The sequence below is a fragment of the Chryseobacterium sp. MYb7 genome, assembly GCF_002979455.1.
In the GTDB taxonomy this organism is placed as follows: domain Bacteria; phylum Bacteroidota; class Bacteroidia; order Flavobacteriales; family Weeksellaceae; genus Chryseobacterium.
This window is the reverse complement of record NZ_PCOU01000006.1, coordinates 44727-57975: the sequence shown is the minus strand read 5'-3', so window position 1 is coordinate 57975 and position 13249 is coordinate 44727. Positions and strand designations below refer to the sequence as shown.

10 protein-coding genes are annotated in these 13249 nt (G+C 37.7%); 2 read left to right on the top strand and 8 right to left on the bottom strand.

Features of this window, described 5'->3' with window-relative positions; translation table 11 throughout:
• Positions 1-25: 25 nt before the first annotated feature.
• From CQ046_RS06945 to CQ046_RS06920, 6 genes are all read right to left on the bottom strand, one after another.
• Positions 26-838 carry a siderophore-interacting protein gene (locus CQ046_RS06945; protein ID WP_105701552.1) on the bottom strand — a complete coding sequence of 271 codons (813 nt, stop codon included), beginning with the start codon at positions 836-838 and terminating at the stop codon, positions 26-28.
• Between the two features lie 106 nt (positions 839-944).
• On the bottom strand, positions 945-3155 hold the full coding sequence (locus CQ046_RS06940) for a TonB-dependent receptor (RefSeq protein WP_105701551.1): 2211 nt from the start codon (positions 3153-3155) through the stop codon (positions 945-947).
• 350 nt (positions 3156-3505) lie between these two features.
• A complete protein-coding gene (locus tag CQ046_RS06935) occupies positions 3506-5098 on the bottom strand; it encodes an MFS transporter (protein ID WP_105701550.1) in 1593 nt (530 codons plus the stop codon).
• Positions 5099-5200: 102 nt separating this feature from the next.
• Positions 5201-6319, bottom strand: coding sequence for an HlyD family secretion protein (locus CQ046_RS06930; protein ID WP_105701549.1), 1119 nt, complete (start codon positions 6317-6319; stop codon positions 5201-5203).
• 24 nt (positions 6320-6343) lie between these two features.
• On the bottom strand, positions 6344-7654 hold the full coding sequence (locus CQ046_RS06925) for a TolC family protein (protein ID WP_105701548.1): 1311 nt from the start codon (positions 7652-7654) through the stop codon (positions 6344-6346).
• 89 nt (positions 7655-7743) lie between these two features.
• The gene (locus CQ046_RS06920) at positions 7744-8589 is read right to left on the bottom strand and encodes a helix-turn-helix domain-containing protein (RefSeq protein WP_105701547.1); all 846 of its coding nucleotides are present in this window, start codon (positions 8587-8589) and stop codon (positions 7744-7746) included.
• A gap of 74 nt (positions 8590-8663) precedes the next feature.
• Between CQ046_RS06920 and CQ046_RS06915 the strand changes: the two genes are divergently transcribed.
• A complete protein-coding gene (locus CQ046_RS06915; protein WP_105701546.1) occupies positions 8664-9137 on the top strand; it encodes a DUF962 domain-containing protein in 474 nt (157 codons plus the stop codon).
• Here the strand turns inward: CQ046_RS06915 and CQ046_RS06910 are convergent.
• Positions 9134-10201 (bottom strand): DUF2891 domain-containing protein, encoded by a 1068-nt coding sequence (locus CQ046_RS06910; protein ID WP_105701545.1) that lies wholly within the window; start codon positions 10199-10201, stop codon positions 9134-9136. The genes CQ046_RS06915 and CQ046_RS06910 overlap by 4 nt on opposite strands.
• Before the next feature lie 167 nt (positions 10202-10368).
• Here CQ046_RS06910 and CQ046_RS06905 point away from each other — a divergent pair, with 167 nt between their 5' ends.
• A complete protein-coding gene (locus CQ046_RS06905; protein WP_105701544.1) occupies positions 10369-11262 on the top strand; it encodes a DUF4349 domain-containing protein in 894 nt (297 codons plus the stop codon).
• 136 nt (positions 11263-11398) lie between these two features.
• Here CQ046_RS06905 and CQ046_RS06900 read toward each other — a convergent pair whose 3' ends face one another.
• The gene (locus CQ046_RS06900) at positions 11399-13201 is read right to left on the bottom strand and encodes a lytic polysaccharide monooxygenase (protein WP_105701543.1); all 1803 of its coding nucleotides are present in this window, start codon (positions 13199-13201) and stop codon (positions 11399-11401) included.
• Positions 13202-13249 lie beyond the last annotated feature (48 nt).

The window sequence follows — 13249 nt, the reverse complement described above, 5'->3', positions numbered from 1 at the left end:
AACTCAAACTCAAAATCCCTGCCACCTACTCCATCGAATCCTTCTCCTTATGTCTGTCCGCCTGAGATTCGTTCTCTGCTACGCCTGCTTTCCAGTAAGAATAAGCGTATAATTCCTGGGAAGTCCAGTTCTTTTCTTTTCTCAGATAAGTACGGATTTCTTTCACGCTTGAAAATTCACAAGCTACATAACCAAACTTTGTAGTCTCAGGAATCTCAATACTTTTTAAAGCATTTGAAATTCCACTGCTGATCTGAGGCTGCGTATTGTGTAACCATTTAAAATCAATTCGGGCTTTCGTTTCAAGCAGTTGCTCATCTTCTTTTCCATGAACTTCAATAATGCATATTCCTTTTGCTGTTGCAGGAAGTGTTTCCAAAATAGCACTGATCACCGGAATGGCCGTAGCATCTCCCACCAACAGATACCAATCTGCAGCCGGATACAACTCCCTACCTTCCAAACGCATCATCACTCCTAGCTTTGAGCCTGCTTCAGCTTCTCTCACCCATTTGGAGGCGGGGCCTCCGTCTCCATGATCTACAAAGTCGATGATTAATTCACTCTTCTCCAGATCAATTCCTCTGTGGGTATAAGTTCTGATAGCCGGAGCTATTTCTTTTGGCGGATACACCCACTGATGATTTTCGTCCAGCGTCGGGAAATGAATTTCGTTCAACCCAGCCGGAGGAACAGCAATCTTATTATTGTCTCCCACCATGGTATTTTTGAATACCTGAACTTCCGGTGAGTATAAATACACTCTGATAAAATGGTCAGTAATGTATTCTTTTCTGGTGACTTCAGCAACAATCTGCCCTGTTGAAATTTTAGCCATAACTGATTTTTTTTTTAAGTTAAAATCCGGTTTCCGATTAATTCAGAAACCGGATTTGAAATACAATATATTTTCAGATCAAAGCATTGTTACCTTCATCGTATTTTTAAAATTCAAAAGTGTAAGAAAGGTTGAATGTTCTTCCTCTTCCTTTATAATTGAACAATTCCGGAAGTCCGTAAGTAGAATACAATACCTGAGAACGCTTGCTCCATATGGTCTGATAATCTGTATTGAATAGATTCTGAATTCCTAAATTGAATTTTCCAAAATGGAATCGGTATCCTATCATCAAATCTGAAGTATTGTACCCTTCCACCACATTATTAAGCTCGTCTTTCTGTTTGAAATTCTGCAAAGACTGGAATCTGAAAGACCAGCTTTTAATGTTATATCCAATATACGTCACCAGTTTTGAAGGAGAAGCATTGTAAATTTCCTGTTTCTGCCATTCTCCTTTGTTATCTACCTCAGATTTGATTAAAAGACCGCTCGCCCCGAAATAAACGCCATTGTTTAAGGAATAAGAAACCTCAGCTTCAATTCCCATGTTTCTTAATTTCAAATCATTCACAAGAATCTGGAATGTCTTTTTGTCTACAGCAACGGTTTTGTCTGAATTACTTAAAAATCCTGCAATCTGAGCTCTTAAACCTCCTTTATTGATACGGTAACCTACCTCAAACTGATTCGTTTTGATAGCCTGAAGGGGCTGTTCTTTCACATTAATACTGGATACTACATCCCAGTTGGTTCCCACCAATTTATACTGTCCGATTCCGTAAAATTTAGCAGGATCTGCTAAGCTTGCCCCTTGGGAAAAAGTTCCCCAAACCTGATGCTGCTCATTGAATTTGTACAACAATCCTGCATTGGCTAAAGTCACATTATAAGAACTTTCACCTCCAGAAATTGCAGATGCTGAGCTTCCATATCCCATGGCAACCTGTGTTTGCTGTTCCGAACCGACAAAGTCATCCATTTTCACATTGATATGCTGGTAACGGATCCCTGCATTCAATTGAAGTTTTGGAAAAATATTATATTTTGCCTGAACATATCCTGCATAGCTCTGTGAATGATTGGTTGGATATCTTCCCAGGCTGTATTTGGTTTCATTCACTAAACCTCCGCTGGACATTGTCTTTGCAATATCATAGACAGATTGTGTCCCTTCAAATTTTTCAAAATCAAAATCTGCTCCATAGGTAATATTCAGCCCTCGCCATGATTTCGATAATAAAGCTTTAATCCCTGAATAGTAAGTATCCTGCTGTGAAGAGGACATATAAGGTATTTTTCCTGACTGCAAAGTAACATTTCCCGGGAATGGATAGAATCCTAATTTTTCACCACGGGTAGCCAATTGTACATATAAATCCTGTCCACCCAAAATCCCGTTTCCGTTATACGCTACGGTTGCCATATAACGTTCTGTTCCTACATTTTTATCAGATGAAAAACCATCTCTCATTTCCAATAACGACGCATTTTTTGTCGTGAATGCACTCAGGTTTTGACCTAAAAATAAACTTCTGTCTCCGTTAAATTTAGAATTGTAATACTGAACAGAGGCTGTTATTTTATGTTTATTGTTAAACTGATACCCACCTGTAGCCAATATGTCAATGGACTGGTTATACTGAAGGTCAGTCTGTGTAATATCTGTAAAAAGCTGTTTCTGATCTGCTCCATACACCCCGCCATTTTGCTGGTAAGCTACTCCCAGTCTTCCGAAGAACTTATCTCCTTTAGTGGCAATAGACTGGGCTGCACGGAAATCATGGTCATCTTTTCCCATAAATCCGGTACGTACTCCCAATTCTGTTTCTCCGCTGATTCCTTTTTTGGAAGGTGTTTTGGTAATGATATTGATAATTCCGCCGGTAGCGTTACCTCCATAAATCGAGCTTGCTCCTGAAAGCACTTCAATTCTTTCGATATTAAATGGATCAATGGCGTCCAGCTGACGGCTTATGGCACGGATACTGTTCAGGGAAACACCATCGATCATTACAAGTGCTGAACGTCCTCTCATATTCTGTCCGTAATTGGTTCTTCCCTGTGGACCAATATCCATAGACGGAATCAGAATCGATAACATTTCTTTAATAGGAACTCCACTTTTGGCCTGTTCCTGAATCTTTTCTTTCTGTACGACCCAAACCGTTCCCGGAACTTCGGAGATTTTTGTGGGTTTTCTTGAGGCTACGATTACCACATCTTCAATACCTTTAGAGGCAATAGAATCTTTAGCTGTCTGGGAAAATAATACTCCCGAAACTAAAAGACCTATGAATGCATACTGCTTTTTCATTCTTTCTTCTCAAAGTTTTATAATCTCACAAAGATAATTCTTATTTAGAAAGAATAAAAATAACAGAATATAAGATTTTCCCTTATTTTATGATAGTAAACATCTTTTTACAGAAAAGTTTTCAAAATCTGGATATATATTAAAACCATTAAGAAGAATTTAAGGAGTAAAGTATAGTTAAGATAAATCATTCTGATTTTTAAGCTTAAAACGAAGCTCATCTTAATACTCTAAAAACCTTAATACAATTTTAATGTTTCAAAAAGTTTAAAATTTGACATTTTCTTAAAAAGCGTAAAATCCCAGCCCAACGAAGGACCAGGATTTTACTAGTAAAAACAAGGTATTTTTTATACTGCAGGCCCTGCCGCATCTTTTATTTCTTCTAACAATTTTCTTCTTTCACGAAGTCTTCTTCTTGCGATAACGGATTTACCTCCCAACACTCTTATAAACCTGAAATACTGGAAACGCTTTGCTCCGAAATGATGGGTCGCAACATAAATCAGCACTCCAAATCCGACTAAAATAATATATCCAAATATCTTTTTGGTGGCTATGATGATCGCATTGAGCTGAATGGCTTTCATATTGGCTGCTACATTCTGAGGAGTAACGGTCATTCCATCCATATAAACAGCAAGATCACCAATTGCTGTAACCTGAAAACGATACTGAAACCATGAATAGAGTGTTGAAAAAATTCCTACGGCAAGAAAAGTTCTCCAAACCAACACAAGCCCGATCGCTGCCAGCATTTCATCCATTTCAAGCTTATCCAGTGTATAAAACCATACGGAAATAAACAGTGAACACATTCCGTAGCCTTTTAAAAACATAGGCAGATACCAGTTGTCATAACTGAACTCCAGTACCATCGAAAAATACATAATAATGGCATATCCAATCATTGCTGCAAAACCGGAAAAAATGTACATTTTCAAAGGTTTTTCTTTTTTGAACCAGAAAATGGCTACGACTCCGGCTAAAATAATTCCGGGAATCATCAGTAGATTCAGTCTGGTATTGGTCAACTGATCATAACCCAAAACTCCCACTGCAAAAGTATTCTGAATAGAAGCTGTTCCTAAGAACATTCCCAGCCAAAAAAGCATAAACAGACCATGCTGAACATTATTTTTTGTAAAAATTTTGAATGAAAGGTACGGTCGCTTTAAAGTTAGCTGACGGATAGAAAGCAGTGCAAAACTCACAAAAGCTGCAATACTTGCATTCATGATATTCTTCGAATTGAACCAATCCTGCTGTCTTCCAAATGAATACACATACGCCGAAAACATGAACGTTGAAATGAAAAGTAAAATACTCAGCCAGTCAATATAATGCAGAGGAACTTTTAACGCAAAATATTTATCATGCATAAAAATCCAGTGTATTAAAGCTAAAATAAAGCATAAAACTGCTGTAAACAGGTAAAACTGCTGCCAGTTGTAGATAAGAGCAAATTCAGCAGCATAATAGGTTGCTACCTGATTCATTACCAGAACGAAGGTATAGAAAGCTCCATAAAACATTCCGCGGTTTCCAATCATCACCATTAATGGCAGGAACAACTCTATGGTGACCATCATTTTCATAAAACCAATCAGCAGAGAAGTAAATATGAAAACCATTGGTTGTAAAGTAGTTCCGTTTATGTAGCTAAGCAAACCTAAAAGTACCAGAAGTAAAACCAGCTTATCCCTTACTTTAAACCTCATTTTGATTCTGAGAACAACAGGCATACAGGCCCCCATCCCGATGGTTGTAGCGTAGTTTGCCCATATAAAATATTCTGTCATGGCGCCGGTACCACTTACCAGAGAACTGATATTTCCTGTGTACACCCCACCGATAGGCATTACCACAGCAAGCAGTAATACAATCAGCAGCAGCTGTACGGGTTTTGGTACCCAATCGCTATATAATCCTTTGTTGTACATATTTTTTTAGGTAATAGGTTTCAGATATCAGATGGCAGACTTTCAACATTCAGCCTTAGCTTTCCATACGCATAATGTCTGGAATCTGATATCTTCCATCTTTTAGTCTTTATTAATATTCACGTTCATATTCATTCCCGCACTCAGCTTATCCAGATCTTCTTTTTTGTTGGAAGTTGTAAATTCTATTCTTACAGGAATTCTCTGCTGTACTTTAATGAAATTACCAGTAGAGTTATCAGTAGGTACGCTTGAATATCTTGATCCGGTAGCTGCAGAAACTGCTGTTACTACTCCTTCAAACTTTTTACCTCCTAAAGCATCAGCTGTCATAGCAATTTTTTCTCCCACTTTAATATTGGGCATCTGGCTTTCAAGGAAGTTAGCGGTTACCCATTTTTGACCGTTAAGGACAATCGTTGCTACCTGTTGTCCCAGCTGGATCAACTGACCTTCAGAAATGGTTCTTCTACCCATCACCCCATCATAAGGCGCTGTAATAACAGTATACGAAAGATTGATTCTGGCCATATCCAAGGCAGATTTCGTTCTTTTAATTTCAGCATCATTAATTCCCAATCTGCTTTTCACTTCCGTAGTAGAAAGGTTGGCGGATTGTTTTTGGTTGACCAGAGTTTCATAAGCTGCCTTTTGCGCATCATATTCTGTCTTTATCTGATCATATTGCTGTCTTGTAACAGCTTCGGCCGCCAAAAGGTTTTTATATCGGTTTAAATTCTGCTCAGCATTCCATAGTCTGGCTTTTGCTCCTGCAATATTAGACTGCATTACGTTGATATTGTTGGAAACAGTATTTACTGAAGAACTTGTTGCTGTTTTTTGAGCCATTGCATTCTGATAAGCAGCTTCTGCCTGTCCCAGTTGTGTAAGAATTTCACGTTCATCAAGGATGACCAAAGTATCTCCTTTTTTAACATTTTGGTGTTCAATGAACTTAATTTCTTTGATATAAGCAGAAACTCTTGTATTGATAGGGTTAATAAATTCCTCTACCTGTGCTGCTTCTGTATACGTTTTGCTTCCGATGTGGAAATATTCACGGATTAACCAGAATAATCCGAAACCGATCACCAGAAAAACGATGATATTGGAAATGATGGCTCTGATTTTATTGGTTTTATTTTTCTTTTTCTTGTTTTCTGCAGCAGATGTAGCTGGAGTTGGTGTTGTATTTTGAGTAGTTTGTTCCTTGTTTTCCATTGTGTTGATTTTCAGTTTTAAAAATTAAAGTGTTCCCGTAGATTTCAAAAGGTTGTAATACTGATACAAAACATTGATTTCAGCATTGGCATAATCAAGTTCTGACTGTAGTTTCTGGTTCTGTGCATCAATCATTTCTGCCTGCACAGCCAATTGGTTCAGATACTTGGCTTCAGTAATCTTGTAGTTTTCTTCTGCCAGTCTTTTAGAATCATTCAGAATATCAGCCTGCTGAATCGCTTCCTGATATTTTGTATAGGCAGCATTCACTCCCATATCTACATTCTGTTGTGTCAGGGTCATCACATCATTCGCCTGATTTTTTTGCAGTTCACCTAATTTTACTTTTTCCTTCGTTTTATAAAGAGTATCTATATTATAGCTCAGAGAAACTCCGGTCTGCCAGCCACCTGAGTACATATCCAAAACAGGATTTCTGGTCGTGATCGGTCTTTGCAGTGTATATCCGCCAAATCCGGCCAGCGTAGGTGCATTATCGGTTTTTATAATCTCAATATTCTTATCTGCAACCGCAATATTTTTTTGAGCAGATTTCAACAGCGGATTGCTTTCATGAGCAAGATCCGTGTAATACTCCATGCCTATTCCGGATTCTTTGTTCTCCAGATTTTCTGTAGGAACAATCTCCGTGTCAGAAGATAATCCTAAAGCAATATTCAGGTTATAATTAAGGATTTTTTTATTGTTGGTAAGGGTAAGAATTCCCTGATCCAGATTTTTGATTGCCAGTTCTCCACGAATCACTTCATTTCGGGTCACCATTCCCTGCTGGTAGAACTTCTGGATATTTTTAAGACGTTCCTGAGCCAGTTTTTTGTTATTCTGAAATACCTCTTGCTGATTGATGATTTTATAGACGTCCAGATAATTGGAAATCACTAAAAATTTTACATCCTGCTTGTTTTTCTCTAAATCCAGTTCGGAAAGCTGTTCACGAAGTCCCGCCATTTCAATAGATTTTTTCACCAGCCCTCCTTTGAAGATCAGTTGTGTTGCCTGTACCGCGTACGAACTTCCATAATGCGGCATTGGAACATTTGTAGAATTCGAAAAGTCTTTGTCGATAGCGATAGCATCTCCTAAATAGAACTGACTTGTAGAAGCTGTGATCGTAGGAAGTTTCTGAAGCTTAACAACATTTGTATTTTGTTTTGCAATACCAATGTTCTGTGCGGAAACCTTGAGCTGCTGATGATTTTGAACAGCGAGTTCCGCCACCTCACCTGCGGTCATCTGTTTAATCTGTTGGGAAAAAAACAGCGCAGGAAAAGCTGCTATCAGTACAGATAGTGCTGTTTTTATTTTCTTTGTCATTTTACCTTGTTTTACAGATGCAAAGTTAGGTCAACAACAAAATCAATCAAATGTTTGATTTCTGGAAAAAGATGTTCAAATGTAATATTTTAGCTTTCGAACTGATGCCTATACTGTGTAGGACTTACCTCCAGATGCTTCTTAAAAAAGTGAGAAAACGAGTATTGATCACTGAATCCGAGAATAGAGGAAACCTCTGAAACCGGTTTATTGGAAGAGTTTAAGAGTACTTTTGCTTCATTGATGACAATTAAAGCAATAATCTGACTTGCAGACTTGCCTGTGATGGTCTTTACAACGGAAGAAAGATGTCTGGTTGTAATGGATTGCCGTTCGGCATAAAACTCAACGGTTCTTTCTGTAAGATGATGTTCTGCAATATCAGTAAGAAATACAAATACAATTTCTTCCTGTCTGGACATCTGATTCATAGAGTTGTTATCTTCCTTGGAAATAATTCCCGCCATCTGATAGCAGAAAACAGAGAAAAGATGCTCTACCATTTCTTTCTTATAAAGCATTTCAGTCTCAGAATCAAGGATATATTTCAGGAAATTGACGCTTTTCCAGACCACTTCCATTTCATCTTCAGGAAAAGGAACTCCTTTATTCATCTGCTGTCTGAAATAACGATAGGTAATCAGACGGTTAAATTTCAATGATAAAGCCGAAATAAACTCTCTTTTATAAGAAACCATCCTGGATTGGAAATCATCTGTCACAGATACTACTTCATAAATGGTTTGCGGATCGGTTACCATAAACATATTAGTAGAAACCTCCAGATCACTGAAGTGCTGACGAAGTTTTATAGTTCCTGATTTAATGAATATAAAAGCAGGATTATCAGGACGGAAAGGTTTATCGACAGCAATTCTCTCGAAAATATTACGTTCCGTAAAAATATCAACTCCAAATTTTTCAAGGGGAGACATAAGACAAATGTAAGGAATCTTACCAGTGATTACAAAATTTTATTATTTTAGCATTAATCCAATTTTCCTTCAGCATGAGAAAGGTTGATCTATTATTTGCCGAATACAGTAAAAGCCATAGAAACGCGACCAACAAGTTCATTCACTGGATTTGTGTGCCTTTAATTTTCTGGACAATTCTTGGTTTTACCTCCCTTATTCCCTCCCCTCATTTTTGTGCTTCCTATTTCGGATGTGCCAGTATCATAAGCATTTTGGTGATTATTTTGATCACATTGTTCTATATAAGACTTTCTTTTCTGATCGCTATCATGATGATTGTGATCATGCTTATGATGGAACATTTCATTTACCTTACCAATATCAGTATGGGAAGACAATCATGGATGATTTATCTTTCCGTATTCATCATTACCTGGATTTTCCAGTTTATAGGGCATAAAATTGAAGGAAAAAAACCTACTTTTCTTAAAGATCTGCAGTTTCTTCTGATAGGACCGATCTGGCTTTTAGGCTTTATTCTGAAAAAAGCAGGGGTCAAATATTAATCTTCCAGCGCATATACCGCAAAACTTGCCAGCCAGTGATCTCCGCCATAATTTCCCTGGAAAAGCAGTGGCAATCCATTATTTAGAAATACATCTGCTGTTTTTCTGAAATCTTTTTTCAATGGATGATTGGCAGGAAGTGCATTTGAGATTCCTTTCATACACCATGCTTTAGAAAAAGACAATCCTACAAGGTGAACGGTTTGGTAATCGCTCAAATCACTAACCACAGGGATTTTTTCAACATTTTCTAAACTTCTTTTTTCGTAGAAAGCATTCAGCCACTGTACAAATTCTTTTTGAGGAAGAACTCTTCGCATTAGATCAGCAATTTCCAGACTTGGCGAAAAGAAATCGGAGCCGTCAGGTTCCAGATAAGCTGGCGTTTTCTGATCTTTCAAGAAAAAGTATTTTGCCTTTTCCATCAACTGGTTTTCAAACTCTTTATCTTTATTAGCTCTTGCCCAATCTATAGCAAAAGCCATAGCAAATGCAGTATTAGGATGAACCCCGGTTCTATTGGGATACGTTTGTTTTGGAAGATAGATTTTCCAGGATTTCAGAATCTGATCTGCAAGCGGTTTCAGATTTTGGTGCCAAATTTTGGCTTTCGGATGATCCCAATTGGTCAGTTCTTCATCCAGCTTTAAGATCCATGCCCAGCCGTAGGTTCTTTCAAAAGTTCCTGTCAGCTGATATTTTGTAAAATAATCTGCTTCTGTCTGTAGTTTTTCTTTTTGAAATGATTCATCAAGAATTTTTTCAATCTCTTTAGCATTAGACAGATTGGGTTTTATTTTCAAAAGTCTTGTGAGCATCCAATGTCCATGAACAGAGCTATGCCAGTCGAAACATCCATAAAAACTAGGGTGGAGATCTTTGGGAGTCAAAGGAACTTCACCGGCATTATTGATAATATGGGCTGTTTTATTTGGATATTCCTGATTGATACAGTGAAGAGGTTTATCGGATAATTTCATGGCCATTTCGTCTGTAAGTTTCGGAATTTCCTGGGCATACATCAGAAATGGAGAAAACACAAATGCTAAAAGACTTTTTTTCATGAATTAAAAATAAAAATAATTTATCAGTCTCAGCAATTTTCAAAGCGGTTTTAGAGCTATTTATTGATTTTATATTAACATTCTTTCGTTTTAAATCTTCATTCATTTTACAAATGATCATTTTTGAGCACACTTTTTGATCATCACCATAAAAAACTAATTAACCCATGAAAAAAATTATTTTCCTATTATCAGGTCTTATCCTTATCAATTGCAGCAAATCAGGTGGTGAAAAACAAGAATTGAAAGCCGACCTGATGGAAGTTATAACCGAAGACAAAACACCTTCTTCCGCAGCGGCACCTTTACCTCCATCAGCTTTTATTTCTGAAAAACTGGCTTCTGATGAGAACGGAACCAACAAAGATGTTTACACCCCAAAGAAAACTGATACAATCTCCAAAAAAATCATCAAAAACGGTGATATGAAGATTCAGGTGGGCGATATTAAAAAGACACAAAATCAGGTCAATGAGATCATCAAAAAAAACAATGCTTATATCCAGAAAGAAGAGTTTCAAAATACGGATATGGATGATAATCTTACTCTGATAATCCGTGTGCCTCATAAAAATTTTGATGCATTGATCAATTCCTTTTCGAATGGTGTGGGAACTGTTTTGTCTAAAAACATTTCATCTAATGATGTCACAGAAGAATATACCGATATCGCCATAAAACTGGCTAACAAAAAGATATATCTTGAAAAATACCGTGACATGCTGAAAAGTGCTGCTACCACGAAGGATATGCTGGAAATCCAGGAAAATATTCGTGAACTGGAAGATGAGATAGATGTAGCTGAAGGCAGACTTCGTTTTATAGATGACCGCGTGAACTACAGTACTCTGAATTTAAACTTATACAAAGAGAAAGTAAGAAGCTCAACCACTTCAAAAATTGGTTTTGGAAGCCGTTTTATGGATTCTCTGACGGAAGGCTGGAACAGTTTTGTAAGCCTTCTTCTGGGAATGGTTTCATTATGGCCTTTCTTTTTGCTGATTCCTGTTATTATTGTTCTTTGGAGAAAATGGAGATCAAAGAAGAGAGATGAGAATTAATTTATTAAAAAATCCGGGCATCTTCGATGCCCGGATTTCTACTGCATTATCAACAATTTATACTGTTTCCAGTACTTATTTAAAATCAATAACAATGCAATAGTCTTGTTAACAGCTGTTAAATATTATTGAAAATTTATTTTCTGATGGTTTTGGTAATACTGCTTCCATCTTTATAAAGGATTTTCACAAAATAGATTCCGGACTGAAGTCGACTTATATTCATGCTATTCTGTACCGGATTCATGAAAGTCATAATCTGAAGCCCGTGAGGAGTAATGACATCTACTCTGCTTATTTTATTATAATAGCTTTCAGGCGCAAAATTGATCAGATGCTCAGATATTATGATTGAAAGATCATTTTCTTTACTGGCAAAAACGGATGCTTTACAAGCCTGCCCTTCATTACAGTCACTTACCACTTTCCAAACTGCATTACTTCCCGGTGCCTCTCCCGGATTAGCATACCATTTGTTTTCCCAGATTTTGCAAGCATGGAATACTTTTGTTCCTGCTGTTGGATAAGTTTTTGTTGGGCTATACTCTTGCGCGCCGCAGTAAGTAACCGAACCACTTGATGTACAACCAGGTCCTTCGGTGCATGCACTTACTTCTTCCCATACCATATTGGTTCCCGGCATTTCTCCCGGATTTGCATACCATTTGTTTTTCCAGATTTTGCAAGAATAGAAAACTTTTACACCTGCTGTAGGATATGCATTAGCAGCATTATATTGCTCTGCTCCGCAATAGGATTGTCCATTTCCTGGTGTAACTTTCTTCGTTCTGACTTTTAATTCATTGCTCGCATCAGAGAGCTGATTGTTCATAGCAACGGATCTTATGGTATAACGATATTCTGTGTCTTGTGCCAATCCTGTTCTTAAAAAGCTTGTTTGTACGGTTTCTCCTACTTTGATTCCATTTTCAAAGATTTGATAATTTTTAATTCCCTGTGAATGGGTAGAAGCCATCCACATGAGTGAAACTGAGTTTTCAGTAACTGCCATCGAATGGAGATTGGATGGTGCTGTAGGTTTTTCAATTGTCCCCTCACTGTTTGTTTTCACGTTGAGTGGCGCGCTTTTCCCTGAAGTAAGCCCCGAAGAACCTTTCGCCTGTATTTCATACATATAAATTGTGTTAGCAGTTAAGCCAGTATCCTGAAAAGTAGGTGTACTTACCTGCTGAATATTTTGCCCATTACGGAAAATAGTATAAGATACTGCGTCTGATTGCGGGTTCCAGCTTATTTTAGCAGAAGAACTTGTTACTCCTACCTGAGTTAATCCTGTAGGAGTGGCAGGTGCAGAAACGTCTGTTCCGGAGGTTACATTCACATCAATTACATTATAAAATGCATTAGTGGTATCTGCTACATCCCAAACCGCTAAAATAATATGATAACCTGTACGGTTAGCAGGAACAGTAATCTGATGAGAAACATTATCCTGTGGTGGTGTTCCGTTGTGTGTGACTGTACCAATAAGCTCAAGATCCTGACGGGAAAGCGGTTGATTAGGATCCCAGCCCTGCTTTGTCATATAATAATGCCATTTTGCAGTCGCATGATACGCCGAGTATTTCCAGATAAAGGCATTCACACCCGTAGAAATATTGGTTTTTTTCCAACGATCAGCAGTTTGGAGATCCAATGTAGTGTCTCCGCCTATACTTCCATTAGCGGAAGCAATCTTTCCATCTGCCGGGCCCAATGCAGGAAAACCTTTTGGCGCTTCCAGAGATCCGGGTTCATTAATTACAGAACCGTATTTTCCAAATGCCACTGAATAGCCAAGCGAGGCTTTATCCAGACTTCCCTGATATCCTCGTGAGGCAGGGCTCATTACATATCCGTGTGCAGACAAATGAATTAAAGAGGGTACCAGCATAACCAACATCAGCAATACCGGAAAAAAAATTTTACGTGTCTTCATATTTAAATATTTAGGGTTGATTGTATCGGAGCAATTTTCTATAAAGCT